The 25,254-nt window shown below is 73.1% G+C and carries 25 protein-coding genes; 11 read left to right on the forward strand and 14 right to left on the reverse strand.

Going from position 1 to position 25,254, the window contains the following annotated elements; genetic code table 11:
* Positions 1 to 74: 74 nt before the first annotated feature.
* The 4 genes from ACIRPH_RS06065 (at position 75) to ACIRPH_RS06080 (ending at position 4,167) form a co-directional block, all read left to right on the forward strand.
* A complete protein-coding gene (locus tag ACIRPH_RS06065) occupies positions 75 to 1,358 on the forward strand; it encodes an MFS transporter (protein ID WP_402909953.1) in 1,284 nt (427 codons plus the stop codon).
* A gap of 243 nt (positions 1,359 to 1,601) precedes the next feature.
* Positions 1,602 to 2,552, forward strand: a complete 951-nt coding sequence (locus ACIRPH_RS06070; RefSeq protein ID WP_402909956.1) for a VOC family protein — start codon at positions 1,602 to 1,604, stop codon at positions 2,550 to 2,552.
* A complete protein-coding gene (locus ACIRPH_RS06075) occupies positions 2,549 to 3,181 on the forward strand; it encodes an alpha/beta hydrolase (protein ID WP_402909959.1) in 633 nt (210 codons plus the stop codon). Before ACIRPH_RS06070 ends, ACIRPH_RS06075 begins: the two co-directional genes overlap by 4 nt.
* A gap of 218 nt (positions 3,182 to 3,399) precedes the next feature.
* Positions 3,400 to 4,167 carry a sulfite exporter TauE/SafE family protein gene (locus ACIRPH_RS06080; protein WP_402909962.1) on the forward strand — a complete coding sequence of 256 codons (768 nt, stop codon included), beginning with the start codon at positions 3,400 to 3,402 and terminating at the stop codon, positions 4,165 to 4,167.
* A gap of 131 nt (positions 4,168 to 4,298) precedes the next feature.
* On the opposite strand, the gene ACIRPH_RS06085 is transcribed toward ACIRPH_RS06080, so the two are convergent.
* Entirely contained in the window at positions 4,299 to 5,306 is a 1,008-nt protein-coding gene (locus ACIRPH_RS06085; protein ID WP_402909965.1) for an ABC transporter substrate-binding protein, read from the reverse strand.
* A gap of 141 nt (positions 5,307 to 5,447) precedes the next feature.
* On the opposite strand from ACIRPH_RS06085, the gene ACIRPH_RS06090 reads away from it, so the two are divergent.
* Genes ACIRPH_RS06090 through ACIRPH_RS06100 form a run of 3 tightly spaced genes read left to right on the forward strand, consistent with a single transcriptional unit; the run spans position 5,448 to position 8,405 of the window.
* Complete coding sequence (locus ACIRPH_RS06090; protein ID WP_402909967.1) at positions 5,448 to 6,482, forward strand: FecCD family ABC transporter permease; 1,035 nt, start codon at positions 5,448 to 5,450, stop codon at positions 6,480 to 6,482.
* On the forward strand, positions 6,479 to 7,570 hold the full coding sequence (locus ACIRPH_RS06095) for a FecCD family ABC transporter permease (RefSeq protein WP_402909970.1): 1,092 nt from the start codon (positions 6,479 to 6,481) through the stop codon (positions 7,568 to 7,570). Before ACIRPH_RS06090 ends, ACIRPH_RS06095 begins: the two co-directional genes overlap by 4 nt.
* 19 nt (positions 7,571 to 7,589) lie before the next feature.
* Positions 7,590 to 8,405: an ABC transporter ATP-binding protein gene (locus ACIRPH_RS06100; protein ID WP_402909973.1), complete on the forward strand. Its 816-nt coding sequence runs from the start codon at positions 7,590 to 7,592 to the stop codon at positions 8,403 to 8,405.
* A gap of 253 nt (positions 8,406 to 8,658) precedes the next feature.
* Here the strand turns inward: ACIRPH_RS06100 and ACIRPH_RS06105 are convergent, their stop codons facing one another.
* Genes ACIRPH_RS06105 through ACIRPH_RS06120 form a run of 4 tightly spaced genes read right to left on the reverse strand, consistent with a single transcriptional unit; the run spans position 8,659 to position 12,489 of the window.
* On the reverse strand, positions 8,659 to 9,234 hold the full coding sequence (locus ACIRPH_RS06105) for an ATP/GTP-binding protein (protein WP_267950376.1): 576 nt from the start codon (positions 9,232 to 9,234) through the stop codon (positions 8,659 to 8,661).
* Positions 9,235 to 9,289: 55 nt separating this feature from the next.
* The gene (locus tag ACIRPH_RS06110; protein WP_402909976.1) at positions 9,290 to 9,670 is read right to left on the reverse strand and encodes a DUF742 domain-containing protein; all 381 of its coding nucleotides are present in this window, start codon (positions 9,668 to 9,670) and stop codon (positions 9,290 to 9,292) included.
* A 57-nt stretch (positions 9,671 to 9,727) separates the two neighbouring features.
* Entirely contained in the window at positions 9,728 to 10,192 is a 465-nt protein-coding gene (locus tag ACIRPH_RS06115; RefSeq protein ID WP_402909977.1) for a roadblock/LC7 domain-containing protein, read from the reverse strand.
* A complete protein-coding gene (locus ACIRPH_RS06120) occupies positions 10,192 to 12,489 on the reverse strand; it encodes a nitrate- and nitrite sensing domain-containing protein (protein WP_402909980.1) in 2,298 nt (765 codons plus the stop codon). Before ACIRPH_RS06120 ends, ACIRPH_RS06115 begins: the two co-directional genes overlap by 1 nt.
* A 470-nt stretch (positions 12,490 to 12,959) precedes the next feature.
* On the opposite strand from ACIRPH_RS06120, the gene ACIRPH_RS06125 reads away from it, so the two are divergent.
* From ACIRPH_RS06125 to ACIRPH_RS06135, 3 genes are read left to right on the forward strand one after another with little or no spacing between them, the layout of a single operon-like run.
* Positions 12,960 to 13,244: a 4a-hydroxytetrahydrobiopterin dehydratase gene (locus tag ACIRPH_RS06125; RefSeq protein ID WP_330159508.1), complete on the forward strand. Its 285-nt coding sequence runs from the start codon at positions 12,960 to 12,962 to the stop codon at positions 13,242 to 13,244.
* Between the two features lie 56 nt (positions 13,245 to 13,300).
* The gene (locus tag ACIRPH_RS06130) at positions 13,301 to 13,633 is read left to right on the forward strand and encodes a hypothetical protein (RefSeq protein ID WP_402909984.1); all 333 of its coding nucleotides are present in this window, start codon (positions 13,301 to 13,303) and stop codon (positions 13,631 to 13,633) included.
* A 23-nt stretch (positions 13,634 to 13,656) separates the two neighbouring features.
* Positions 13,657 to 14,157 (forward strand): NUDIX domain-containing protein, encoded by a 501-nt coding sequence (locus tag ACIRPH_RS06135; protein ID WP_402909986.1) that lies wholly within the window; start codon positions 13,657 to 13,659, stop codon positions 14,155 to 14,157.
* Positions 14,158 to 14,205: 48 nt separating this feature from the next.
* Here the strand turns inward: ACIRPH_RS06135 and ACIRPH_RS06140 are convergent, their stop codons facing one another.
* A complete protein-coding gene (locus ACIRPH_RS06140; RefSeq protein ID WP_402909988.1) occupies positions 14,206 to 15,273 on the reverse strand; it encodes a tyrosine-type recombinase/integrase in 1,068 nt (355 codons plus the stop codon).
* Between the two features lie 192 nt (positions 15,274 to 15,465).
* Complete coding sequence (locus tag ACIRPH_RS06145; protein WP_402909991.1) at positions 15,466 to 17,088, reverse strand: AMP-binding protein; 1,623 nt, start codon at positions 17,086 to 17,088, stop codon at positions 15,466 to 15,468.
* Between the two features lie 119 nt (positions 17,089 to 17,207).
* On the opposite strand from ACIRPH_RS06145, the gene ACIRPH_RS06150 reads away from it, so the two are divergent.
* Positions 17,208 to 18,233 carry an acyltransferase domain-containing protein gene (locus tag ACIRPH_RS06150; protein WP_402909994.1) on the forward strand — a complete coding sequence of 342 codons (1,026 nt, stop codon included), beginning with the start codon at positions 17,208 to 17,210 and terminating at the stop codon, positions 18,231 to 18,233.
* Between the two features lie 42 nt (positions 18,234 to 18,275).
* On the opposite strand, the gene ACIRPH_RS06155 is transcribed toward ACIRPH_RS06150, so the two are convergent.
* The 7 genes from ACIRPH_RS06155 to ACIRPH_RS06185 all read right to left on the reverse strand — a co-directional run bounded on the left by ACIRPH_RS06155 (position 18,276) and on the right by ACIRPH_RS06185 (position 24,343).
* On the reverse strand, positions 18,276 to 19,103 hold the full coding sequence (locus tag ACIRPH_RS06155; RefSeq protein WP_402909996.1) for an alpha/beta fold hydrolase: 828 nt from the start codon (positions 19,101 to 19,103) through the stop codon (positions 18,276 to 18,278).
* A gap of 136 nt (positions 19,104 to 19,239) precedes the next feature.
* A complete protein-coding gene (locus tag ACIRPH_RS06160) occupies positions 19,240 to 19,944 on the reverse strand; it encodes an ABC transporter ATP-binding protein (RefSeq protein ID WP_402909999.1) in 705 nt (234 codons plus the stop codon).
* A complete protein-coding gene (gene urtD, locus ACIRPH_RS06165; protein WP_402910002.1) occupies positions 19,941 to 20,687 on the reverse strand; it encodes an urea ABC transporter ATP-binding protein UrtD in 747 nt (248 codons plus the stop codon). Before urtD ends, ACIRPH_RS06160 begins: the two co-directional genes overlap by 4 nt.
* The gene (urtC, locus tag ACIRPH_RS06170; protein WP_402910004.1) at positions 20,684 to 21,820 is read right to left on the reverse strand and encodes an urea ABC transporter permease subunit UrtC; all 1,137 of its coding nucleotides are present in this window, start codon (positions 21,818 to 21,820) and stop codon (positions 20,684 to 20,686) included. The genes urtD and urtC overlap by 4 nt, the downstream gene beginning before the upstream one ends.
* Complete coding sequence (gene urtB, locus ACIRPH_RS06175) at positions 21,817 to 22,707, reverse strand: urea ABC transporter permease subunit UrtB (RefSeq protein WP_402910006.1); 891 nt, start codon at positions 22,705 to 22,707, stop codon at positions 21,817 to 21,819. Before urtB ends, urtC begins: the two co-directional genes overlap by 4 nt.
* Positions 22,708 to 22,780: 73 nt before the next feature.
* Entirely contained in the window at positions 22,781 to 23,998 is a 1,218-nt protein-coding gene (gene urtA / locus ACIRPH_RS06180) for an urea ABC transporter substrate-binding protein (RefSeq protein WP_402910009.1), read from the reverse strand.
* 114 nt (positions 23,999 to 24,112) lie between these two features.
* Positions 24,113 to 24,343 carry a hypothetical protein gene (locus ACIRPH_RS06185; RefSeq protein WP_402910011.1) on the reverse strand — a complete coding sequence of 77 codons (231 nt, stop codon included), beginning with the start codon at positions 24,341 to 24,343 and terminating at the stop codon, positions 24,113 to 24,115.
* Positions 24,344 to 25,254 lie beyond the last annotated feature (911 nt).

Below are 25,254 nucleotides of genomic sequence, written 5' to 3' on the forward strand. Positions count from 1 at the left end.
TCCATGCGTTCCAGTATGGGTCAGGGACAAACCATGCATTGGACGTATGAAACCGCGGTTCCTAGCGTGGACCCATGACCGTGACCACGTCCCCGCCCGACCACGACGCCCGCCCCCGCGCGGGCACGGCCGCCTACCGGCGCACGGTCGCCGCCATGGTCGCCGTCGCCGTGGCCACCTTCGCCCAGCTGTGGTCGGTCCAGCCGGTCCTGCCCGCGATCGCCGAGGGCTTCGGCTCCACCGCGTCCCAGGCCGCGCTCACGGTCTCCGTGGCCACCGGGGGGCTGGCCGGGTTCACGCTGGTGTGGAGCGGCGCCGCCGACCGGTTCGGCCGGGCCCGCGTCATCGCCGTGTCCCTGGCCCTGACCACCCTCCTGGGCTGTGTGACGCCCCTGGCGGGGGACCTCTGGGTCCTGCTCGCCCTGCGCGCGCTCCAGGGCGCGGCCCTGGGAGGGGTCCCCGCCGCGGCCGTCGCCTACCTGTCCGAGGAGGTCCACCCGGCCGACGCCGCGCGCGCCACCGGCCTGTACATCGCGGGCAACCCCCTCGGGGGGATGGGCGGGCGCCTGCTCGCCGGGTTCGCCGCCGACCTGGGCGGCTGGCAGTGGGGGGTCGCGGCGAACACCCTCCTGGGGCTGGTGTGCCTGGTCGTCTTCGTGCTGGTCCTGCCGCGCACCCGGCGCGCGGCCGGGGGCGGGCCCCCCGTCGGGCGCCCCGCCCCCGCGCGGGGGGAGGGCCCGGGCGGCGCGGGGGCCCCGGAGGACCCGGCCGCGGCCCCGGGGATGGGGCGGCGCCTGGCCGCCGCGCTCACCACGCGCGGCCTGCCCGCCCTCTACGCCCAGGCCCTGCTGCTCATGGGCGCGTTCATGACCGTGTACAACCTGCTCGGCTTCCGTCTCATGGGCGATCCCTTCGGGCTCTCCCAGTCCGCGGCGTCCCTGCTCTTCCTGGCCTACACCGCCGGGATGCTCGGCTCGGCGGTCGCCGGGCACGTGTCCGGGCGCTGGGGCGGCTACCCCGTCCTCGTCGCCGCCACGGCGCTGATGGCCGCGGGCCTGGGCGGCCTGCTCACCACCGCGCTGGCCGGCCTCATGGCCGCCCTGCTGGTGCTGACGTTCGCCTTCTTCTGCGCCCACGCCACCGCCTCGGCCTGGGTGGGGGCGCGCGCGGTCACCGGTCGGGCCCAGGCCATGGCCCTGTACACGCTCGCCTACTACCTCGGCTCCAGCCTGTTCGGGTGGTGCGGCGGGCTGGTCTACGACGCGGTGGGCTGGGGAGGCGCCGTGGCCTTCGCGGCGGGGCTGTGCGCGGCGGCGGCCCTGGTGGGGCTGCGGCTGCGCCGGCTGTCCCCCGCCTGAGGCCGCGCCGGGCCCCTCCCCGCACGCCCCGCCCCGTCGGCGGGGCCGGCCCGGGGCGCCGCCCTCGCGCGCGGGCCGCCCGGCGTGCCCGGGCGCCTGTCCGCGCAGGGGCCCGCCCCGTGTCCCTGGGCGTCGGGGGCGCCCCGCCGGGGCAGGGTGGGGGAGACGCATCGACCGGGTTAGTTTAAAATTCAACTACCTTGGTCCGAGGACACACCGGCGACTTCGACGGAAGGTGACGACATGGACGTGCGCCCCGCGGGAATCCACCACGTGACCGCGATCGCCAGCGATCCGCAGGCCAACGCGGACTTCTACCTCAACGCCCTGGGCATGCGGCTGGTCAAGCGCACGGTCAACTTCGACGCGCCCGAGACCTACCACCTCTACTACGGCGACCGCGCGGGCAACCCCGGCACGATCATGACCTTCTTCCCCTGGCCCGACGCGCCCCGGGGCAGGATCGGCGCGGGCCAGGCCACCACCACGACCTTCTCCGTACCCGAGGGCTCCCTGGGGTGGTGGGCGGAGCACCTGGCCTCCCTGGGCGTGCACGCCACCCGGCCCGCCGAGAGGGGCGAGGAGGACGTGCTCGCGCTGCGCGACCCCGACGGCCTGGCCATCGAGCTCGCCGCCAGCGCCGACGCCCACGACACCGACCCCTGGGACGGGGGAGCGGTGCCCCCCGAGCACGCCATCCGGGGCATCCGGGCGGTCACCCTCACCGAGCAGGACGTCGAGGGCACCGTGGAGATGCTCAGCGGGCAGCTCGGCTTCCGGCTGGAGGGCGAGGACGGCGACCGGCTCCGCTTCCGCACCGGCGGCGCCGGCGACGGGGTGGGCACCATCGTCGACGTCCTGGCCGCCCCCGGGGCGGAGCGCGGCCTGGTCGCGGCCGGCACCGTCCACCACGTCGCCTACCGCGCCCCCGACGGCGACGTCCAGGAGGCCTGGCGCCGGACCCTGGAGAACGACGGCGTGGGCGTCACCGAGATCCGCGACCGCACCTACTTCACCTCCATCTACTTCCGCGAGCCGGGCGGGGTCCTGCTGGAGATCGCCACCGACGGCCCCGGCTTCGACTACGACGAGCCGCTGCTCGAACTGGGCCGGGAGCTGAGGCTCCCGCCGTGGCTGGAGCCCGGCCGCGAGGAGATCGCCCGCCGCCTGCCCGCTCTGGAGGTCCCCCGGTGACGGCGGCCCAGGACTTCGTCCACGTCTTCGAGCCCGCCGCCCGGCCGGGGGCGCCCACGCTCCTGCTGCTCCACGGCACCGGCGCCGACGAACACGACCTGCTGCCGCTGGGCCGGGCCCTCGCGCCCGGCGCGGCCCTGCTCTCGCCCCGCGGCCGTGTGAGCGAGAACGGCATGAACCGCTGGTTCCGCCGCCTGCGCGAGGGCGTCTTCGACGTCGACGACGTGGTCGCGCGCAGCGCCGAGCTCGCGGAGTTCGTTACCGCCGCGGCCCGCGACTACGGCCTGGACCCCGACCGGATCGTGGTCAGCGGTTTCTCCAACGGGGCCAACACCGGTGCGGCGCTGCTGCTGCTCCACCCCCGCCTGCTCAGCGGGGCCGCGCTGTTCGCGGCGGGGGCTCCCCTGCAGGGGCGCGAACCCGACCCGGTGGACCTGTCCGGGGTCCGGGTGTTCCTGGGGGCGGGGGCGGCCGACCCCGTCACGCCCCTCGACCAGGCGCGGCTGCTGGCCGCCCAGCTCGGGGACAGGGGGGCGGACGTGGAGGCGCGCGAGCACCCGGGGGGCCACCGGCTGGACCCGGACGTGCTGGCGCAGGCCCGCGACTGGTTCGACCGCTCCCGGTTCTGACCGGGACCGCAGACCGCGGCGGCGCCCCCTGATCCGGGCGCCGCCGCCCCTGTGCCACTACTACGAATCTACGTAGTAAAGGACGGGATCGTGTAAGGGGTTCACGGTAGCCGACCGCCCCGAATGCACCGGTACGGGCTGGATAAACTCACCGGGTTCCCGCCCTCCCTCACCGAAAAGAACCCATGATCATCTCTCTCCCCGGACGCGTGCGGTAGATGGACCCCGAGATCCTCGCCCTGGTCATGGGGGTCGCCGTCGCCGCCGGCTGGGTGGACGCCGTCGTCGGCGGAGGCGGCCTCCTCCTGCTGCCCGCCCTCCTCGTCGCCGCGCCCACCACCCCCCTGGCCACCCTGCTGGGCACCAACAAGCTCGGCGCCGTCTTCGGCACCGTCTCCGCCGCCATCGCCTACTCCCGCAAGGTCGCCGTCGACCGCCGCGTCGTCCTGCCCACCGCCGCGCTCGCCCTGCTCGGATCCGGGGCCGGCGCCGCCATGGCCGCCGCCCTCACCGCCGAGGTCCTCAAACCCGTCATCATGGTCGTCCTGGCCGGGGTCGCCCTGCTCGTCTACTTCCGCCCCGCCATGGGAGCCGCCCCCGACCCGCGCCTGCGCACCCGCAACCGGCTGCTGGCCGTCACCGCCCTGGCCGGTGTCGGCGTCAGCCTCTACGACGGCCTCATCGGCCCCGGCACCGGCGTCTTCCTCATCATCGCCTTCACCGCCGTCGTCGGCATGGACTTCGTCTCCGCCTCCGCCTCCGCCAAGATCGTCAACGTGTGCACCAACCTCGGCGCGCTCACCGTGTTCGCCTTCGGCGGCCACGTCGACTGGCTCCTGGGGCTGAGCCTGGCCATCTGCACCATCATCGGCGCCCAGATCGGCGCGCGCATGGCGCTGCGGCGCGGCTCCGGGTTCGTCCGCGCCGTCCTGCTCGTCGTCGTCCTGGCACTGCTCCTGCGCATGGCCTGGGACCTCCTGGCCTAGCCCTCCCGCCGCCGGGTCCCGCGGGCGGTGAGGACCGCGCCCGCGAACGCCCAGGCCCTCCAGGCGCAGCGCCGGGCCGCCCGGGAAGCGCCCCCGAGGCCGGAGGAGCCCCCCGCGCCGGGGCGGCGGGGTCACAGGGCGGGCTCGGCCTCCCCGGTCAGGGCCGCCCTGACGTCCTCCACGATGCGCAGCGCCGCGTAGTGGTTGGCCGCGCCCCAGTGGTCGTGGTCCACCCGGTACACGGCCTCCCCGCGCACGGCCTCCAGGTTCGACCACACCCCCTCGGAGAAGGTCCGCGGCGCGTCGGGGTACCCGGACCCGGCCATGACGAAGACGGCGTCCCCGTCCGCCCGGTCCAGGTTCTCGTAGCTCTGCGCGATGTAGTCGGTCGGACCCTCGCCCCCCAGCTGCCCCTCCGGGCGGGCGAACCCCAGGTCGTCCACGACCTGGCCGGGAAACGACTCCGCCGTCTCCAGCCGTATCTCGCTCCCGCTCTGCAACCGCACCAGCGACACCTCGGTCGCGGCGGGGTCCACGCCGGCCGCCTCGATCTCCCCGCGGGCGGAGGCCACCGCCTCCTCGTACGCCTCCAGGGCCCGCCCCGCCTCCTCCGAGGCGTCCAGGACCCCGGCCACCTCGTCCAGGTGCCCGCGCCAGGACCCGGTGCCCTCCCACTCCAGCAGCACCGTCGGCGCGATCGCCTCCAGGCTCTCCAGCATGTCCGCCTGGGCGCCCACCGGGGTGCTGACCCCGATGATCAGGTCCGGTGCGGCGTTGGCCAGCTCCTCGACGTCGACGTCCTCCTCGGAGGGGGAGTTGGTCACCAGGGCGTGCCCGCCGCCGTCGGCGCCCTCGGGCAGGAACGGCGCCAGCCCCTGGCCGTCCCCGCCGGGCGTGCCCATGGTCGCGACCACGTCGTGGCCCAGAAGGGTGACCGCCGCCAGCGTCGGGCGCCACAGCACGGCGATCCTGCGCGGTGTGGCGGGGATCTCCACGGACCCGTTGGCCGCCTCCACGGTGCGGGTCCCGCCCTCCGGCTCCTGCGGCGCCGGGGACTGCGGGGAGCACCCGCAGGCCAGGAGCGAGCCCAGGGCGGCTACTGTGACCAGGGTGCGTGCGGTGCGCGGGAGCGAAACCATGAGGGGCCCTTCCGTGCGAACAGGATGAAGGTAAGGCTAACCTGTCCCGTGGAGTTTTCGGTTCCGCGAACCACGCCCCGCCGGGCCATACCCGGCAGGGCGGCCCCACCCACCACCCACGCCACAACGAACGGGGAAGCCGTGGCCCTGCGCGCGCCCACCCTCACGCGCCCCACCCTCACCAGGCGTGTCCTTCGACCCACGGGTCTGCTCCTGGCCCTCGGCGTCCTCGCCGTGTGCGCCCTGCTCAGCATCACCGTCGGAGCCAAACCCATCCCCGCCGCCGACGTCTGGGCCGCCCTGGCCGCCTACGACGGCAGCTACGACCACGACGTCATCCGCAGCCTGCGCGTGCCCCGCACGGTCATCGGCGTCTTCGTCGGCGCCGCGCTGGGCCTGGCCGGCGCCCTCATGCAGGCCCTGACCCGCAACCCCCTCGCCGAACCCGGCCTCCTGGGCGTCAACTCCGGGGCCGCCGCCGCCGTTGTCATCGCCGTCTTCGCGTTCGGCGCCGGCGGGTCGGCGTTCGTGTGGCCCGCGTTCATCGGCGCCGCCGTGGCGGCCGTGGCCGTCTACGCCCTGGGATCGCGCGGGCGCGCCAGCGCCACCCCGGTCCGCCTGGCCCTGGCCGGCACCGCGGTCGCGGTCGTGCTCCAGGGGATCGTCTACGGGGTGATCGTCCTCAACGACTTCGTCTTCGACCGGATCCGCTTCTGGCAGGTGGGCTCCCTCGCCGGACGCGACCTCGACGTCTTCTGGCAGGTGGCCCCCTTCCTCGTCGCCGGGGTGGTCCTGACCCTGTGCCTGGGCCCCTCCCTCAACGCGGTCGCCCTGGGCGACGACCTCGCGGCCACCCTCGGCGCCAGGATCCCCCTGATCCGGGCCGCCACGGCCCTGGCCGTGGTCCTGCTGTGCGGGGCGGCCACCGCCTCGGCGGGGCCCATCTGGTTCGTGGGCCTGATCATCCCCCACGCCGCGCGCATGATCGCCGGCCCCGACCAGCGGTGGCTGCTGCCCTACGCCGCCGTCCTGGGCGCGATCCTGCTCACCGCCGCGGACGTGGTCGGCCGCGTCGTCCTGCCCCACTCCGAACTGGAGGTCGGCATCATCACCGCTTTCGTCGGGGCGCCCCTGTTCATCGCCCTGGTCCGCAGCAGAAAGATGGCCCAGTTGTGAGCAAGACCCTGGCGCCGCCGCGCCCCACCGCCACCGGCCGCGCCACCCCGCGCGGCGCCCTGGCCGTGCGCCTGTTCGGCGGACGGATCTCCCTGCTGGTGCGCCCGCGCACCATGGCCGTGTGCCTGGTCCTGGCCCTGGCCGGCGTCCTCACGCTGGCCGTGACGGTCACTGTGGGGGACTACGAGATCTCCCTGGCCGCCGTGCCCGGCGCGATCCTGGGCTACGGCGAACGCCTGGACGTCTTCTTCGTCCAGGGCGTGCGCCTGCCCCGCGCCCTGACCGCGATCGGCGTGGGCGCGGCCCTGGGCATCGCGGGCGCAGTCTTCCAGAGCCTGTCGCGCAACGCCCTGGGCAGTCCCGACATCATCGGCTTCACGTCCGGGGCCGCCACCGGCGCCGTCCTGGTCATCCTGGTCCTGGGCGCCGGCCGGCTCGCGGTGTCCCTGGGGGCCATCGCCGGGGGGCTGCTCACCGCCGCGATCGTCTACCTCCTGGCCATGAAGAACGGCGTGCAGGGGTACCGGCTGGTGCTGGTGGGCATCGGCGTGTCCGCGATGCTCGGGTCGGTCCGCGACTACCTGCTGACCCGCGCCGAGCTCACCGACGCCCTGGGCGCCCAGATCTGGATGATCGGCAGCCTCAACTCGCGCGGCTGGGCCGAGGTGGCCGCCGTGTGGATCTCCCTGGCGGTCCTGGCCCCCGTGCTCCTGGCCCTGGGGCAGCGGCTGCGCTTCATGGAGCTGGGCGACGACACGGCCCAGGGCCTCGGGGTGCCCCTCCGCTCCACCCAGGTCTGGGCGCTGGCTGCCGCCAGCGCGCTGACCGGCGCCGCCATCGCGGTGGCGGGCCCCATCGGCTTCGTGGCCCTGGCCGCGCCGCAGATCGCCCGCCGCCTGACCCGTGCCGGGGGGACCACCCTGGTGGGCTCCGCGCTCACGGGAGCGGCCCTGCTGGTGGTCGCGGACCTGGTGGCGCTGCGCGCCCTGGCCCCCACCCAGCTTCCCGTGGGCGTGGTCACCGCCGTCATCGGCGGGAGCTACCTGATCTGGCTGCTGTACACCGAATGGCGCGGCGGACGTGCCTGAGCGAGACCGAGAGAGAACGATGACCACTCCAGCCGACACCGGTTCCCGCCTCAACGGCCGGGGCCTCACCCTCGCCTACGAGCAGCGCGTCATCTCCCAGGATCTGGCCGTGTCGATCCCCGACAACTCCTTCACGGTGATCGTGGGCCCCAACGCGTGCGGCAAGTCCACCCTGCTGCGGGCCCTGTCGCGCACGCTCAAGCCCGCGCACGGGCACGTCCACCTGGACGGGCAGGTCATCGGCTCCTACCCGGCCAAGGAGGTCGCGCGCCGCCTGGGGCTGCTCCCGCAGACCTCCATCGCCCCCGACGGCATCGGCGTCGCCGACCTGGTGGCCCGCGGCAGGTTCCCGCACCAGGGGTTCCTGCGCCAGTGGTCGGCCCAGGACGAGGCGGTGGTGGCCGAGGCGATGGACGCCACCGGCGTCACCGCCCTGGCCGACCGGTCGGTGGACGAGCTCTCCGGGGGGCAGCGCCAGCGCGTGTGGCTGGCGATGGTCCTGGCGCAGCAGACCCCGCTGCTGCTGCTGGACGAGCCCACCACCTACCTGGACATCGCCCACCAGATGGACATGCTCGACCTGTGCGCCGACCTGCACGCCGAGCGCGGCTACACGCTGGTGGCCGTTCTGCACGACCTCAACCACGCGTGCCGTTACGCGAGCCACCTGATCGTGATGAAGGAGGGCGCCATCGTCGCCGAGGGCGACCCGGCGAAGGTGGTCACCGCCGAGCTCGTGGAGGAGGTGTTCGGGCTCCCGGTGCGGATCATCCCCGACCCCGAGACCGGCACGCCGATGATCGTGCCGGTGGACCGCCGGGGCGCGGCCCGGTAGCGGCGCCCGCCCGGGGCGGGCCGGCGGGGGAGGCCGGAGCCTCCCCGCCGAGGTGCCCGGGGGCCGACGAGCACGTCCGCGTGCCCCCGCCACCCCGGGGAGGGGTACGGCGGGCGGCCCCGCGGTGGACCGCCGGCGGCCCCCCGCGCTCCCGGGGCGCGGCCGGGCGGGCCCCGGGAGATCTCCAGGTGCAGCGGCCCCTCGCATGGGCCCGCCCGGCCGGCTGCCCGTCACGACCCGGGCCGGGCCCCTCTCAGGCCCCTGACAGCTCCAACCTCAGCACCAGCGACACCAGCTCCACCACCACCTCCTTGACCGACTCCCGGTCCCGCGCGTCGCACAGCAGCAGCGGCACACGCTCCTCCAGGTCCAACGCCACCCGCACGTCGTCGGCCCGGTGCGTGCGGTGACCGTCGAAGCAGTTCACCGCCACCACGAACGGCACCCCGCGCGACTCGAAGAAGTCGATCGCGTCGAAGGAGTCCGCCAGCCGGCGCGTGTCGGCCAGCACCACCGCGCCCAGGGCGCCCTCGACCAGCTCCTCCCACATGAACGAGAACCGGCGCTGCCCGGGGGTCCCGAACAGGTACACCACCGTCGACTCGTCCAGGGTGATGCGTCCGAAGTCGAGCGCCACCGTCGTCGTGGTCTTGCCCTCCACGCCCTCCAGGTCGTCGACCCCCACGCTCTCGGAGGTCATCACCTCCTCGGTGTGCAGCGCCTCCACCTCGCTCAACGCCGACACCAAGGTGGTCTTTCCGGCCCCGAAACCCCCGGCCACCACGATCTTCAGGGTGTCGGGGACAGGCCCTGCCCCCTCGGCCTCCATCACGACCAACGCCCCATCCACCCCATCCGGCCTCTCAGGCCCATCCGTTCCACCCTCACAACTCCCGGATACGGTCCAGTACCGCGCGCAGCGTCGCCGCGTCGGGCCTGTTCCGCTCCCAGTCCGAGGTATGCACCATCACGTACCCCTGGTCCAACAGGTCGGCCAGCAGGATCCTGGTCACGCCCAGGGGGAAACCCGACCGCGAGGCCACCTCCGCCACCGAGAGCGGACGCGCGCACAGCGACAGGATCAGCTCCAGCTCCGGGTCCACCTCCGGCGGCGCCGCCGACGGGACCGCCACCACCTGCGACGTCATGGAGAAGTCCGAGCGCGAGGGCCGTGTCCGCCCGCCCGTCAGCGAGTAGGGCCGGATCAGGCTCGACTCGAACGACCATCCCCGCGGGGACTCCTCGCCAGGCGGCACCGCGCTCACTCCCACTCCTCCTCGACGGCACGGGCCGTGCGCCGTCGCGGCGCACCGGCCCCCGCCTCACGACCTCCCGTGCCCGCGGCGGGGCAGAGCCGACAGGTGCGGCCCCACCTGGCGCACGAGGCGGTTCACCTCGAACGCGGCCTGGCCCATGTCGCACGTGGACTCGGCCACCACGGCCAACGAGGCGCCCCGGCCCGCGGCCAGCACGAAGAAGAAGACGTTGTCCATCTCCACGACGGTCTGACGCACCTCCGAGGCCCCCAGTTGCGAACGCGCCCCCCGGGCCAGGCTGGCGAACCCCGAGGCGATCGCCGCGAGCCTCTCGCCCTCCTCCCGGTCCAGCCCCGGGGAGGAGGACAGCAGGAGGCCGTCCGCGGACAGCAGAAGGGCCTCACGTGCCCCGGCCACCCGGTCGACCAGGTCGCCCAGCAGCCAGTCCAGGGTCCTGGCCGGGGTCTCCCCGCCCACCTCTCCTCCACCGGTGACCCGGTCTCCCGCCGCAGTGCCCGCCGACATCGACATCACCCTTCCGACCTCTCACCGGGGCGCGCACCGCGCGCGCCACCCTCACCCAGTTCCTCGGACTCCGCGCGCCCGCGCAGGGTCCCGGACTGGAAGGCACTCATCATGGACCGGATGTCCGACAGCGACCGCTGCCCGCCCGTGTCCTGCGCCGCCGCGGGCGCCTCCTGGGGGGGCGCCACGTGCTTGCGCCGGCGCCGCGGCAGCCCCATGTAGGTGTCCTCCGCCCCGTCCCCGTCGGCGGCCCCCTCATCGGCCGGGGCGCCCCGGTCCTGCGGTTCGGAGGGGGCGGGGGCCGCGGCGACCTCGGTGAGCACCCCGCCGGGCTCCGCGGGCGGTGCGGGGGCGGTCCGCCGGTGCGGCCCGGCGGCCCGCAGCGGCGAGGGGCCCTGCCCGGGCGCGGCCAGGGCCCGGGCAGGGATGGCCACCACCGCACGGGTCCCCCCGTGGGGGGAGTCCCGCAGGGTCACCTCGAAGTCGTGCCGGGCCGCGATCGTGGCGACCACGAACAGGCCCAGGTGCGAGTCCTCGCGCATGCGGGCCAGGTCGAACCGGGGCGGGTCGGCCAGCAGCACGTTCGCCGAGTCCAGCTGGGCGTCGGTCATGCCCAGGCCGCGGTCCTCCACCTCCAGGACGTGGCGGCCGCGGTCGTCCTCGCGGCCCCGGACCGTCACCTCCGTACCCGGGGGGGAGAAGGAGGTCGCGTTCTCCAGCAGTTCGGCGAGCAGCCGGACGGTGTCGGTCCCCACGTCGCCGCGCAGGGCGACCGCGGGCAGCGCCAGGACGCGCACCCGCGTGTAGTCCTCGATCTCGCTGGCGGCCGCCCGCACCGCCTCGTGCAGCCGCACCGGGCCCAGCCCGCGGCGCACGGGGGTGTCACCGCTCAGCAGCATGAGGTTCTCGGCGTTGCGCCGCAGCTGGGTGCTGAAGTGGTCGATGCGGAACAGCGCCTCCAGCACCTCGGGGTCGGTCTCGCCCCGTTCCAGGGTGTCCAGCAGCCCGAGCTGGCGGTGGACGAGCGACTGCGTGCGGCGCGCGATGTTGCGGAACATGGCGCGCACCCCGGCGCGGACCTGGGCCTCCTCCACGGCGGCGGCGACGGCGGCCCGCTGGGCGTCGTTGAACGCCTCGGCCATCCGGCCGATCTCGTCGCGCACCCGCACGCGCAGCTTGGGAACCTCCGCGTCCACGTCCACGCTGCCGCCCGCGCGCAGGCGGGCCGTCACCTCGGGCAGGCGCACCTGCGCGTGCTCCAGGGTGAGGACCCGCAGGTGCTGGAGCCGCCGTCCCAGGCGCTGGGTGCCGCCCACGGCCACGGCGGAGGAGGCCAGCGCCGCCAGGAGGGCGGGCACGCTGATGAGCAGGACGCTGTTGCGCAGTTCGGCGGACTGGGTGTGGCTGAAGGCGATGACCTGCTCTGTCCGGGCCTCCTCCACGCCGCGCATGCGCAGGTCCACGGCCTCGGCGGCGCCGCGCCAGGCGGTGGCGTTGACCGGGACGGTGTTCTCGCCCCGGATGGGCATGCTGATGATGCTCTCCTGCAGCTGGTAGACGCTCTGCAGGGCGGAGTAGGACTCCAGGAGGACGTAGTGCTGGCTGTCCTGGTCGCTGAGTTCGGCGCCCACGCGGCCCCAGGTGTAGCGCTGGGCCCCGGCGGCGGCGGCGAACTCGGCGTGGGCCTCGGCGGGGAAGGCGTTGGTGGCGACCGCGTGGGCCAGGACGGCGTCCTGCTGGTTGAGGAGTTCGCGGGTGCGGGCCAGGGAGGTCAGGGAGCGCAGGTGGGGGACCTGGGCGGAGTCGGCGCGCTCGACCTGGGCGTCCCACACGCGCAGCCCGCTCTCGATGATCTCGGTGTAGGCGGTGGCGGCCTCCTCCAGGGTGCGTTCGCCGGGGGAGAGGGCGTCGACCCTCAGGCGGTGGGCGTCGAGCCGGTTGAGGGAGCGCTGGAAGTTCAGGGCCTGTTCGGGCAGGTCGTCCTCGTCGAAGGCGCGCAGGCGCAGGCGCAGGGTTTCGACGGCCTCGGTGGTCTCCTGCCGGGTGGTCCGCAGGCGGTGGGCGGTGCGCTCGGTGCCGTTGGCGGAGTCCATGGTGGCGCGCCGTTCGCGCTGGAGTTCGCCGATGACCGTGATGACGGGGGTGGCGACCTGCTCGGTGAGGGCGGCGGTGGTGCGCAGTTCGCGGATGTCGGTGACCAGGACGGCGGTGAAGGCAGCCCACAGGAGCAGCAGCGCGGTGCTGGGGATCAGGACCAGCGTGATCATGCGGGCGCGAAGCGACCGGCGCTTCTCGTGGGGCATGGGCTCGCTTCCGGGGGAGAGGCGGGCGTGGCTGGGAAGCGTCCGCCGGGGTGGGGGAGGGCCGGGTTTCCCAGAGTGAACCGCTCCGCGGGGGATTACGCAAGCCTGAAAAGGCTGATGAGAGGGTGTGCGAGTGCATTTCCGCAGGTCAGGTCATGGGCCTCAGCTTGGTAACGCGAAACACATAAAAAATCTACGTCGTAAAGATGCTCACTTTTCTCAAAAACCAGACAAACAGGACAAAGGAGCGGCTTCGCCGCACCGAACACCATAAGTTGCTGTTCTCGAAGAGAATCGCGACGTGAACAGGGACGCCATGAGGGGTACGTAGCCTCCTACGAACACATCCGCATACACCGAAGGCGACCGGACGTTCACGTACAGGCGCCGCGGACGGTGCGGGGCCCGGCCGTACGCGCACCGGCCGCCGCAGACCGCCCGCAGCGCGCGGGCAGGGGGAGAGGATCCGCATGAAGCTCACCGAGGACCAGGTCCGGGACGGCCTGACCAGGCTCACCGGCTGGGAGCTGGACCCCGACGCGCCCGTCATCCGCCGGACGGTGCGCCTGTCCGGCTTCCCGGCGGCCGTCTCCCTGGTCAACGAGATCGCCCAGGCCGCCGAACAGGTCGACCACCACCCCGACATCGACATCCGCTACGACACGCTGCACCTGGCCCTGAGCACCCACTCCGAGGGCGCCCTCACCGACAAGGACATGGCCCTGGCCGCCCGCATCGACGAGCTCGTGCCCTGAGCGCGCCCCGACGCCGCGGGGCTGCTCCCGGGGGCGGGGGTCCCTAGGATCTCGGCATGGCCCTTGACCTGTACACCGGGATCCCCGTCACCGACCGCCAGGCCGCGCCGGCGTGCCCGTCCGGCTCGCCGCCGACGTACGTGGCCGGTGAGCCGCAGGCGGGGCGGGAGCCGGCCGGGCGCCGGTGCGCGTTCGCGGAGCGCCGTCCCGAGCGTGCGGGCCGCGCCGTGCCCGCGGTGTTCGTCGACGGCCTCGGGGCCCGGGTGAGGGGGACCGCCGGGCGCGGCGTCGAGCCGGTGGGGCGGCGGACGTGTCCGGACGGGGCGCGCGAGGGGGTGTCCCGGGACCCGGAGGGCGGCGGGGTCCCGTTCGGCGGGGGGCCGCTGTGAGTGCTTCGGAGGCGTTCTCGCGTGTGAAGATCCGTGTCGGGGCGCTGGTGTTCTGCGGTGAGGAGGTCGCGCTGATCCGCAGGGACCGGCCCGGTTCCGTGCACTACACGCCTCCGGGCGGGAACGTCGAGCCCGGTGAGGACCTGCTGGCCGCGCTGTGGCGCGAGCTGGGCGAGGAGCTGTGGCTCGGGGAGGCGCAGACGGGGGCGCCGGAGCTGTTGTGGGTGGTGGATCAGCGTGTGACGCGTCCGGGGCCCACGCCCTCGCCGCGCAAGCTGCACCTGTTGTACCGGTTGCACGTGAGTGAGGCGGTGCGGGCGGTGTTGGCGGTGGAGGAGTACGACGAGCAGCGGGACGGCGGTTTCGAGGTGGGTGTCGTGGAGTGGGTGGATTTTCGTGCGGCCGGGGGGCTGCCGTTGTTCCCGCCGGTGGGTGCGGCGTTGGCGGCGTTGTCGTCCCCGCGTGCGGTGGTGGCCGATGCGGGGTGGGGTGCTGTGACCGATGAGGACTATGTGTGGGTGTGATGTCGTCCGGTGGTCGGTCGGGTGGGTGTTGATCGTGCCGGAGCGGGGTCAGAGTCCGACTTTGCGGATGGGGTTGTCGCGCCAGGCGTCGGCGGGGCGGATGTAGGTGTCGACGGCGGTGGAGGCTTCGGACCATCGGCCTTGGCGGGCGATCCAGGCGCGGGGGGCGCCGGCGGCTGCGGCGGCGGTGGCGGGTCCGGAGCGTAGGGAGTGGGCGGTGACGTTCTCGATGCCGGCCTTGTGTGCGAGGCGTTTGACGACGAGGTTGATCCCGGCGCCGGACATGCGTCCTGTTCCGCGTCCGGCCGCGTCGGCGGTCCCGGCGAGGCGCCCGTGGCGGTCGACGGAGCGCAGCAGCGGCCCCGTGGTGACCCCGGCCTCGGCCAGGGCCGCGAGGTAGGCGGCCACGGTGCGGACCGGGCAGGTGGACAGGTGTGTGCCGTAGGGGATGGCGACGGTGGTGCCGGTGGAGTCCTTGTCGGTCTTGGAGGTGGCCACGAACACTTCGAGGCCTTCGGGGACCTGGCGCAGGTCGGTGGTGTTCAGCGCGGCCAGTTCGGAGCGGCGGGCCATCATGGCGTAGCCGAGCAGGAGGAGCGCCCGGTCGCGGAGCCCGACGAGTCCTTCCCCTGCCGTGTCGATCATCCGGCGCAGCTCCTCGACGGAGAGCGCCGGCGCCTGTCGTTTGCGGCCTCCGGCGGCGGCCCACTCGCGGCGGTAGGAGCGCAGCACCAGCCGGGCGGCCTTGGTGGAGACGGCGTGTCCGGCGGCGGCGTGGCGGGAGGCGATCGAGCCCAGGGCCCGGTCGACGGTGGCGGGGGCGGCCCCGGCGGCGGCGAGGTGGTCGGTGTAGGAGGCGAGGGTTTCGGCCGTCGCCGGGAGGGGGGTCCGGGAGGTCTGCGTGCACCAGGCGGTGAAGGTGCGCCAGTCGCGGGTGTAGCCGGTGCGGGTCGAGGCGGCCCACCCGTCGGCGACCCGGGCCGCGGCGGAGTCGGTCAGCTCCGTCTCGGGGACCACGAGCGCTTGGCGGCCGTGGAGGACGACGGTCTCCTCGAGGACGACCCCCTCGACCGCGTCGTCGGGGAACGGGATCAGCTCGGTGCGCTCGGTCGTCACAGGGGGCTCCCAGGGGTGAGGAAGGAGGGGTGAGTGTCCGAATTCTGGGTTTCGATAAGTCAAGTTATCAAAAGTGAGGGTTGGTGGGTGTTCGGGGTGTTTCGGGGGTGGGGTTCTGTGTGGGTTCGCGGTGGTTCTGGAGGGGGCGTGCACGCCGGGCGGCCCGGCCCCGCGCCGGGCCGCCCGGCGGGGTCAGCGCAGGCGTGAGCGGCGCATCTTGCCCGAGGCGGTGCGGGGGAGTTCGTCGACGAAGTCGACGACCTGGGGTGCGGCGTGGGTGGCGAAGCGGGTGCGCACCCATTCCTTGAGGTCCTCGGCCAGTCGCGGGGTGGCGGTGTGCCCGGGGGCGGCGACGACGCGGGCGCCGATGAGCTGTCCGGCGATCTCGTCGGGGATGGAGTAGACGCCGCACTCCTCGACGGCGGGGTGGTCGTTGAGGACGGCTTCGACCTCGGTGGGGCCGATGCGGTAGCCGTGGGTGCGGATGGCGCCGTCGTCGCGGGTGGAGAAGAAGATCTGGCCGTCGCGGTCCTGGATGCCGGTGTCGCCGGTGAGGTAGTGGGCGTGGTCGGGGGTGAAGCGGACCTGGGAGGCGGCCTCGTTGTCGAGGTAGCCGTCGAACCAGGCCAGGGGGCTGTTGGCGAGGTCGATGGCGATGCGGCCGTAGGCGCCCAGGGGGGCGGGGTCGTCGGAGACGGCTTCGAGGACCTGGATGTTCCATCCGGGCAGGGCGGGGCCGATGGCGCCGGGGACGAGGGGGGCGGCCCGGTCGGGGGTGTCGCCGTTGGGGACGCCGATGCACCAGCCGAGTTCGGTCTGGCCGTAGTGGTCGCGTACGGGGACGCCGAAGACGTCGGCGACCCAGTCGATGACGTCGGGGGGCAGGGGTTCGCCGGCGCTGGTGAGGCGTTGGACCATGACTTCGGGGGGCAGGGTCTTGGTGGCGGCGCGCAGGGTGCGGTAGGTGGTGGGGTCGGCGGCGAGGTTGGTGACGCCGTACAGGCCCAGGACGTCGAGGGTGAGTTCGGGGTCGAAGAATCCGGCGCGCAGGGCGAGGGAGCCGTGTCCGGCCAGGAGGGGGGAGATGAGGCCGTGGTAGAGGCCGTAGGCGGAGCCGGGGTCGGCGGTGTTCCAGTAGACGTCGTCGTCGCGCACGCCGAGGCCGTAGTGGTGGTAGGCGTGCATGGCGGTCAGGGCGCGGGCGGGGACGGGGACGCCGCGGGGCGGGCCGACGTTGGCGGAGACGTAGAGGATGGCGAGGGTGCCGTGGCCGCCGATGGGGGTGTCGGTGACGGTGGGGGTGGTGGTGGGTTGGGTGAGGGTGGTGAGGGTGTGGTCGCCGGGGCGTAGGGGGTGGGTGCCGGTGGTGGCGATGTCCCAGGTGGGGGTGGTGTGGGGGGTGGGGTCGAGTTTGGTGCGGTATTCGTCGTCGCAGACGACCAGGCGTGCGCGGGAGTTGGTGAGGCGTTCGTTGATGGCGGAGGGGGCGAAGGAGGAGAGGAGGGGGACCAGGACGGCGCCCAGGCGCCAGACGGCGAGGGCGGTGACGGTGAGGTCGGTGCCTTTGGGCAGGAGGGTGGCGACGCGGTCGCCGGTGGTGATGCCCAGGTCGGCGAGTCCGGTGGCCAGGGCGCGGGAGCGGTGGGTGAGTTCGCCGTAGGTGAGGGTGGTGGCGGTGAGGGTGGGGCCGATCTCTGTGGTGGCGACGGTGTGGGGGTCGTGGCGGTCGCAGAGGAGGTGGGCCACCGATGTGGTGGGTGTGTCGTAGGTGGCGAGCCAGTCGCGTACGTGGTGCGCCGGGTCGGGCACGGGCATCGGTGGTCTTCCTCGGTTTCGGTGGGTTTGTTGGTATCGCCGGGTTACGTCAACCCTATGCCCACCTGTGAGCCTGGCCTCACTCGCGCCGGGTGTGGCGGTTCGGCCATGATGTGGGGATGGACAGTGGTGCTGTGGCGGAGCGTTTCGGGCTGGGTGCTGGTGAGCGTGCGTGGTTGGAGGAGGCCGCGCTGTTGCCGGAGCCGGTGAGGGCGCTGGTGGTGCCCTCGGGGGCGGAGGCGGCGCGGGTGTTGGACCTGTTCGCCCTGGGGGCGGCGGACCGGGCCGAGGTGGAGGGGTTGTGGCCGGGGGCGGACGGGCCGTGGGGGGTGTGGCCGCCGGAGCTGTGGTACGTGGTGGAGTGCATGTACCGGCGGCTGTGCGCCGACGCGGAGCTGCCGGCGGGGCGGTGGCGGGACTGGCCCTCGCTGGTGGGGGTGGAGGATCCGCGGGTGCGGGTGGCGTCGCTGTGGGCGTTCGCGGCGATGGTGGGGGCGCAGTTCGCCTCGCACGGTGCGCGGGGTGTGGAGCGGTCGGTGACGGCGGCCACGCTCGCGGACGTGGGTGTGCAGATGGGGCGTTCGCGGCGGATGTTCGGCCGACTGTCGCTGGAGACGGCGTCGTGGGTGGCGGCGCAGTTCCGGGGCCGCCTGTTCTGGGTGGGCGGGCTGCAGTTCGAGCCGGCCCTGCTGGGGAACCAGGGCGGGGTGGAGTGGTATGCGCCCGGGGAGGCCCGGGGGCGGGGCCCGGGGATGGGTGTGGGTGATCCGGTGCTGCGGCTGCACATTCCCACGGGCGGGTTGGACCCGGTGGCGGTGGAGGAGGCGCTGGGGCGGGCGCGGGGGTTCGCCCGCAGGTGTTTGGGGATCGATCCGGTGGTGGCCACGTGTACGTCGTGGTTGCTGGATCCGCAGTGGGGCCGGGTGTTGGGGGAGGGGTCCAACATCGTGGCGTTCCAGCGCAGGTTCACGCTGGTGGGTGCGGGTGTGCCGGGGGAGTCGGACGTGTTCCGGTTCGTGTTCGGCAGGGCGCGGGTGGATGTGGCGGACGCGCCGCGGCGCACGCGGTTGGAGCGCGCGGTGGTGGAGCGGCTGGAGTCGGGGGGCTCCTGGCAGGTGCGCACGGGGTGGTTGCGGTTGCCGTAGGGGGCGGTCGGCCCGCGCCGGGGCGCGGGCCGGGTGGTGCCGTCAGCTCTTGAGGAACTCCAGCAGGTCGCGGTTGAACCTCTCCTTGTCGCCGGGGACCAGGGCGATGCCGTGGGAGCCGCCCTCGTACACCTTGAGTGTGGCGTCGGCGATGATCTTCGCGGACTTGCGGCCGGTGGCGTCGATGGGGACGACCTGGTCGTCGTCGCCGTGCACCACCAGGGTGGGGATGTCGAAGCTGCGCAGGTCCTGGGTGAAGTCGGTGTAGCCGAAGGCGTCGACGCACGTGACGCCGGCCTGGATGGACTGGTGCATGGCCATGAACCAGAAGGCGTCCTTGTTGCCCTGGGTGACCTTGTTGCCGGGGCGGTTGGCGCTGAAGAACCCCTCGGCGGTGTCCTTCCAGAACTGGGAGCGTTCGGTGAGGATGCCGTTCTTGATGCCGGTGAGGACGTCCTCGGGGACGCCTTCGGGGTTGGTGTCGGACTTGATCATGATGGGCGGGACGGCGGAGAGCAGGACGGCCTGGCGGACCCTGCGGGTGCCGTGGCGGCCGATGTAGCGGGCGAGTTCGCCGCCTCCCATGGAGTGCGCGACCAGGGTGGCGTCCTGCAGGTCGAGCTGGTTCATGAGGTCGTCGAGGTCGTCGGCGAAGGTGTCGAAGTCGTAGCCGTCCCAGGGCTGGTCGGAGCGGCCGTGTCCGCGGCGGTCGTGGGCGATGCCGCGGAACCCGTTGTCGGCCACCCACTTCATCTGGTCCTCCCACGCGTCGGCGTTGAGCGGCCATCCGTGGATGAACACGACGGGGCGTCCGCTGCCCCAGTCCTTGTAGTGGATGCCGACGTTGTCGCGTGTGGTGATGCGGCCCATGGGTGGTGCCCCCTTGTGTGCGGTGTTTCGGGTGGGGTGCGCCGGAGTGGGCGCACCGTTGCCGAGTCGATCACGGTGGGGCGCGGGGGTGAACCCGCTGGTGGGCAAGGCTGGGGAAAGTTCGGTTCAGGGGTTCTCAGATGGCCATGAGGGCGTGGGCGGTGTCGTCGGTGAGGTCGGCGCGGTCGCCGCTGTGGACGATGCGGCCGGCGTCGATGACGGTGACGGTGTCGGCCAGGCGCAGGGCCAGGTCGAGGTACTGCTCGACGAGCAGGACGGTGATGCCCTGGGCGGCGATGTGGGTGATGGCCTGTTCGATCTCGGCGACGATGGAGGGCTGGATGCCTTCGGTGGGTTCGTCGAGGATGAGCAGGGTGGGGTCGGTGACCAGGGCGCGGGCGATGGCGAGTTGTTGGGCCTGTCCTCCGGAGAGGAGTCCGGCGCGGCGGTGCAGGAGGGGGTGGAGGCGGGGGAAGCGGTCCAGGGCGGCGTCGATGAGTTCGGGGCCGCCTCTTCGTGCGGCCCGGTGGGCGAGGTGGAGGTTGTCGGCGACGGTGAGGGGGGCGAAGGTGGCGTGGCCCTGGGGGGCGTAGGCGAGGCCGTTGCGGGTGCGGGTGTGCGGGGGGTGGCGGGTGATGTCGGTGCCGTTGTGGGTGATGGTGCCGGCGGTGGGGGTGAGGAGTCCGGCGATGGTGTTGAGGAGGGTGGTTTTTCCGACGCCGTTGCGGCCCATGACGCAGGCGATGGTGCCGGGGGCGATGGTGAGGTTGATGTCGAACAGGACGCGGGCGCGCCCGTAGCCGGCGTGGAGGCCGTGGATGCTCAGGTGGGGTGTGTTCACGGGCGGGTCTCCTGGGGGGTGCGGCCGAGGTAGACCTCCTGGACGCGGGGGTCGCTTTGGACGGTGGCCAGGTCGCCGTGGGTGAGGATGCGTCCTTCGTGCAGGACGGTGACCTGGCGGGCGTAGCGGCGCAGGAAGTCCATGTCGTGTTCGATGACGACGACGGTGTGGTCGGCGGCGATCTGGGTGAGGAGTTCGCCGGTGAGGGTGCGCTCCGCGGCGCTCATGCCGGCGACGGGTTCGTCCAGGAGCAGGAGCCGGGGGTGTTGGGCCAGGAGCATGGCGATCTCCAGCCATTGGCGTTGGCCGTGGGAGAGGGTGCCGGCGGGGGCGTGGGTGTGGGGGGTCAGGCCGACGCGTTCGAGGAGGTCGGGGACCTGGGGGTGGGGGGTGCGGGGGCGGCGCAGGAGTTGCCAGGGGCGCAGGCGGAAGGACGCGGCCAGGTCGACGTTGTCGGCGACGGTGAGGTGCTCGAAGACGACGCTGGTCTGGAAGGTGCGGCCGATGCCGGCGCGGACGATGTGGTGTTCGCTGCGTTTGTTGAGGGTGTGGCCGTTGAAGGTGATGGTGCCGCTGGTGGGGCGGGTGCGGCCGGTGATGGTGTCGATGAGGGTGGTTTTTCCGGCGCCATTGGGGCCGATGAGGAAGCGGAGTTCGCCGTGGTCGAGGGTGAGGTCGATGTGGTCCAGGGCGGTGAAGGCGCCGAAGGTGACGGTGAGGTCGCGGATGTCGAGCAGGGTCACGGGGTGCTCCCGGCGGTGGCGGTCTCCTGGGCGGGGGTGCGTGGGCGGCGCAGGGCGGTTCGGGCGGTGTGGGCGAGTCCGGCCAGGCCGTGGGGGGCCAGGGCGATGACGATGACGAACAGGGCGCCTTGGAGGTAGGTCCAGCCCGCGGTGAAGGTTTCGGAGAAGGCGGTCTGGGCGGTGTTCATGATGAGGGCGCCGGCGGCGGCGCCGGCCAGGGAGTGGCGGCCGCCGATGGCCACGGCCAGGACCATCATGATCGAGGGGACGACGCCGATGAGGGTGGGGGAGATGATGCCCATGACGGGGACGAAGAGGGCTCCGGCGGCGCCCGCGGTGGTGGCGGAGAGGGCGTAGGCGAGGGTTTTGGCCCAGGTGGGGTCGTAGCCGAGGTAGCGGACGCGGTCCTCGCCGTCGCGGATGGCGATGAGGAGTCTGCCGTAGCGGCTGCGGGTGAGGTGGCGCAGGAGCAGGTAGGTGGCGGCCAGGGTCAGGACGGTGAGGGTGTAGAGGGTGGTCTGGGCGGTGGGGGTGTAGAGGCTGTGGCCGGCGAAGACGGGGAAGTCGGTGAGTCCGTTGGAGCCGCCGGTGAGGTGTTGTTGGCCGATGAGGAGGATGACGAAGGCGGCGGCCAGGGCCTGGTTGAGGAGGGCGAAGTAGGCGCCGCGTACGCGTTGGCGGAACACGGACCAGCCCAGGAGGGTGGCCAGGGCGGCGGGTAGGAGCAGGGCGGTGGTGAGGGCGGCGGCGGGGTGGGTGAGGGCCTGCCAGAACCAGGGGAGTTCGGTGAGCCCGGACCAGGTCATGAACTGGGGGAGCCGGCCGCGGGTGAGGGGGTCGGCGGCGGTGGCGGCCAGGGTCAGGTGGATGGCCATGGCGTAGGCGCCCAGGCCGAAGTAAACGCCGTGGCCGAGGGTGAGCATGCCGCCGCGGCCCCAGGCCAGGGCGATGCCCAGGGCGACGATGGAGTAGCACAGGTACTGGGTGAGGAGGTTGAGGCGGAAGGGTTCGAGGAGGTGGGGGAGGAGTAGGAGGGCGGCGGCGAGCAGGGCGAGGAAGGTGGCGGGGCCGCGCAGGCGGGCCAGGGGCGTGCGCCGCCCGGGCGCGGGGGTGGGCGCGGGGGTGGGGGTCATGTCAGCGCTCTCGTCTTGACGGTGAACAGTCCCTGGGGGCGGGCCTGGAGGAAGGCGATGATGGCGGCGAAGACGAGGAGTTTGGCCAGGGAGGCGTCGGTCCAGGCCTGGGCGGTGGCGTTGAGGATGCCCAGGGCGAAGGCGGCTATGACGGTGCCGCGCAGTCGGCCCAGGCCGCCGATGACCACGACGAGGAACGCGTCGACGATGTAGTTGGCGCCCAGGGTGGGGCCGGTGGGGCCGATGAGGGTGAGGGCGACGCCGGCGACACCGGCCAGGCCGGAGCCGATGAAGAAGGTGGTGGCGTCGACCTTGCGGGTGTTGATGCCGCTGACGCCGGCCAGGTCGCGGTTGTGGATGACGGCGCGCATCTGGCGGCCCTGGTGGGTGCGGTGCAGGTGGTGGGCGATGGCCAGGACGCAGACCAGAGCCAGGGCGAGGATGAACAGGCGTGAGTGGTGCAGGCGGATGCCGCCCGGCAGGGTGGTGCCGTCGGTGAGCCAGCCGGGTGCGGGGACGTCGACGTTGGGGGCGCCGAAGATGTCGCGTGCGGCCTGTTGGAGGATCATGCCGATGCCGAAGGTGAGCAGGAGGGTGTCCAGGGGGCGCCCGTAGAAGTGGCGGATGAGGCCGAGTTCGAGGAGCCAGCCCAGGGTGCCGGTGAGGGTGAAGGCCAGGGGGAGGGCGGCGATGAGGGACCAGGTGGGGTCCAGGCCGGCCCAGGCGTGCAGGACGTAGGCGGTGTAGGCGCCGACCATGATGAACTCGCCGTGGGCCATGTTGATGACGCCCATCTGGCCGAAGGTGAAGTTCAGGCCCAGGGCTGCCAGGAGGAGGACGGCGCCGATGGCCAGTCCGGTGGGGAGTTGGTTGACGAGGGCGTCCACCGCGGCTCCTTGTGGGGTCGGGGCGGCCGGGGCGGGCCCGTAGGGGTCGGGGTCCGGCCGCCGGGCGGTGGTCTCAGCCGGTGAGGGCGGCGGCCCAGTCGTAGCCCTCGAGGTAGGGGTCGGGGGTGATGGGCTGGGGGGAGGCCCAGATCTCGTCGATGAGGCCCTGGTCGTTGACCTGGCCGATGCGGGCGGTCTTGACGACGTGCTGGGTGGCGCCGTCGATGGTGATGGTGCCTTCGGGGGCGTCGAAGGTGGTGCCGTCCAGGGCTTGGCGGACGTCGGCGACCTCGAAGCTGCCGGCTTCCTCGACGGCGGCCCTCCACAGGTGGACGGCGTTGTAGGCGGACTGCATGGGGTCGGAGGTGACCCGTTCCTCGCCGTAGGCGTCGGTGAAGGCCTCGACGAAACCGGTGTTGGTGTCGGTGGGGGTGCTCTGGTAGTAGTTCCAGGCGGTGAGGTGGCCGGTGATGTTGTCGGCGCCGATGCCCTCGATCTCCTCCTCGGCGACGCTGACGCTCAGGACGGGGGTGTCCTGGGCGCTGACCCCGGCCGAGCGCAGCTGTTGGAAGAAGCTGACGTTGGAGTCGCCGTTGAGGGTGTTGAAGACGGCGTCGGGTTCGGTGCGGGCGATGTCGTCGGTGATGGTGGCGTACTCGGTGTGGCCCAGGGGTGTGTACTCCTGGGCGGTGACGTCCATGTCGTGGGCCTGGGCGTAGGCGGTGATGATCTGGTTGGCGGTGCGCGGGAAGACGTAGTCGGAGCCGACGAGGTAGAGGCTGGTGTGGCCTTCTTCGCGCAGGTAGTCCAGGGCGGGGATGATCTGCTGGTTGGTGGTGGCGCCGGTGTAGACGATGTTGGGGGAGGCTTCGAGGCCTTCGTACTGGACCGGGTACCACAGCAGGCCGTCGTTGCGCTCGAAGACGGGGAGCATCGCCTTGCGGGAGGCGGAGGTCCAGCCGCCGAAGACGGTGGCGACGCCGTCGGACTGGAGGAGTTTTTGGGCGCGTTCGGCGAAGGTGGCCTCGTCGGAGGCGCCGTCCTCGACGATGGGCTCGATGCGGCGTCCCAGGACGCCGCCGTCGGCGTTGATCTCGTCGATGGCGAGTTGGACGGCGTCGTGGACGGTGACCTCGCTGATGGCCATGGTGCCGGAGAGTGAGTGGAGCAGGCCGACGGTGACGGTGTCGTCGTCGGTTCCGGTGCCTGCGGGGGCGCAGGCGGTGGCGGTCAGGGCCAGGGCGAGTGCGGTGGCGGCCAGGGGTGTTGTGCGCGGGCGGGTGCGTGCCACGTGTGCCCATCTCCTAGGGGGTCGGGGGTGGGGGTGCACCTAGGAGGCTGGTGTCGGGGTGTTTCGTGGGGCGTGCCCGGTGGTTACGTATACATGTCGGTATCCGGTGGGTGGTTAAATCGCGTCTTTCGGGGGTGGGGGGCGTGTGGTGGCGGCGAGCAGGTGGTGGCCGGAGCCGTCGCAGTGGGGGCAGGGGTGGGGTGCCAGGGCCTGGTCCACGAGGTCGGGGGCGGGGTGGTCGGGGGTCGGCGTGGGGGTGGGGGAGCCGGGTCCGGTGAGGTGGGCCAGGAGTGCCAGGCGTGTGCCGCTGCCCAGGCAGCTGCGGCACAGGGTTCGGATGAGCATGTGCGCAGAATAGGTGGTGTGTGCGTGGTGGTGGGGGTGAACGGCCGAGCTTGTCGGGTTTTGTGTGCCTGTTGGTGCGGTGTGGGGGCCGGAGGGTCGGCGGGTGCGGGCGGTTCAGGCGAGTGGGCCGGGTGACGTGCGGGCGGGCGATGGGCGGGCCGACAGGGGGCGGGGACTTCGGGTGGATATGAGCCCGGCAGCCCTAACTTGACATAATGTGCATTATCGGCGATATGGGCGGGGTGGTGGGAAGGGGTTGGAGCGCCCGCGTGGGCGGGCTTTTCGCGTGCCCGGACGCCGTCGCTCCGGGCGGCCGTGTGTGCTCGCCTCGCGTTGGTGCGTTGGTGCGTTGGTGCGTTGGTGCGTTGGTGCGTTGGTGCGGTCGGCGTCGGCGGCGTATCGGGCCCGTGGGCGCTGGGCGCCGTCCTCGGCGCGTCGGCGCTCAGGGGCGAACCGTCCGGCCGGCCGTCGCTCTGTCCGTCCACAGGTGTTGTGCCGGCCTGGTGCGGGTGCGGCGTGGCGGGTTAGCGTGGAATCAGGGGCGCCGTCGGCCGTCGTTGCCGGGGTGCGGCGCCCCCGAATCCCAGTATCCGCAGGTCGTCGGGTGTGCGGCAAGGGCCGTTCGTGGTCTGTGGACGAGGCGCCCGGCCTGCCCGGTCCCGGGGTCGGCCGTTGTTCGGGGCGTCGGCGCCCCCGGGGTCGCAGGTGCGGCGTGCGGGGTCGAGCCGTCCCGCGTCCAGGTCCCGGTGCGGTGGCGCCCGAGGCCGTCCCCCACGGGGGTCGAGTCCGATCCCTCCATGTTTGATGCATAAACCGTGTTATGCATGATTTTGGTGAACTTTGCAGACACATGAGTGGTTTGTGGTGATCTCCTGGTCGGCTGTCGCCCCGACCGGTGCCCACTCCCCTCC

Source organism: Nocardiopsis sp. NPDC101807 (assembly GCF_044766605.1).
In the GTDB taxonomy this organism is placed as follows: domain Bacteria; phylum Actinomycetota; class Actinomycetes; order Streptosporangiales; family Streptosporangiaceae; genus Nocardiopsis; species Nocardiopsis tropica.

Bases quoted from the DNA above. Each gene is read 5' to 3' on its own strand.
- ACIRPH_RS06185 (WP_402910011.1), bottom strand. From the start codon at position 24,343: ATGCTCATCCGAACCCTGTGCCGCAGCTGCCTGGGCAGCGGCACACGC.
- ACIRPH_RS06105 (WP_267950376.1), bottom strand. From the start codon at position 9,234: ATGGAGGCCGAGGGGGCAGGGCCTGTCCCCGACACCCTGAAGATCGTG.
- ACIRPH_RS06150 (WP_402909994.1), top strand. From the start codon at position 17,208: ATGGACAGTGGTGCTGTGGCGGAGCGTTTCGGGCTGGGTGCTGGTGAG.
- ACIRPH_RS06065 (WP_402909953.1), top strand. From the start codon at position 75: ATGACCGTGACCACGTCCCCGCCCGACCACGACGCCCGCCCCCGCGCG.
- ACIRPH_RS06085 (WP_402909965.1), bottom strand. From the start codon at position 5,306: ATGGTTTCGCTCCCGCGCACCGCACGCACCCTGGTCACAGTAGCCGCC.
- ACIRPH_RS06070 (WP_402909956.1), top strand. From the start codon at position 1,602: ATGGACGTGCGCCCCGCGGGAATCCACCACGTGACCGCGATCGCCAGC.
- ACIRPH_RS06115 (WP_402909977.1), bottom strand. From the start codon at position 10,192: ATGTCGATGTCGGCGGGCACTGCGGCGGGAGACCGGGTCACCGGTGGA.
- ACIRPH_RS06145 (WP_402909991.1), bottom strand. From the start codon at position 17,088: ATGCCCGTGCCCGACCCGGCGCACCACGTACGCGACTGGCTCGCCACC.
- urtC (WP_402910004.1), bottom strand. From the start codon at position 21,820: ATGACCCCCACCCCCGCGCCCACCCCCGCGCCCGGGCGGCGCACGCCC.
- ACIRPH_RS06120 (WP_402909980.1), bottom strand. From the start codon at position 12,489: ATGCCCCACGAGAAGCGCCGGTCGCTTCGCGCCCGCATGATCACGCTG.
- ACIRPH_RS06155 (WP_402909996.1), bottom strand. From the start codon at position 19,103: ATGGGCCGCATCACCACACGCGACAACGTCGGCATCCACTACAAGGAC.
- ACIRPH_RS06130 (WP_402909984.1), top strand. From the start codon at position 13,301: ATGGCCCTTGACCTGTACACCGGGATCCCCGTCACCGACCGCCAGGCC.
- ACIRPH_RS06100 (WP_402909973.1), top strand. From the start codon at position 7,590: ATGACCACTCCAGCCGACACCGGTTCCCGCCTCAACGGCCGGGGCCTC.
- ACIRPH_RS06125 (WP_330159508.1), top strand. From the start codon at position 12,960: ATGAAGCTCACCGAGGACCAGGTCCGGGACGGCCTGACCAGGCTCACC.
- ACIRPH_RS06080 (WP_402909962.1), top strand. From the start codon at position 3,400: ATGGACCCCGAGATCCTCGCCCTGGTCATGGGGGTCGCCGTCGCCGCC.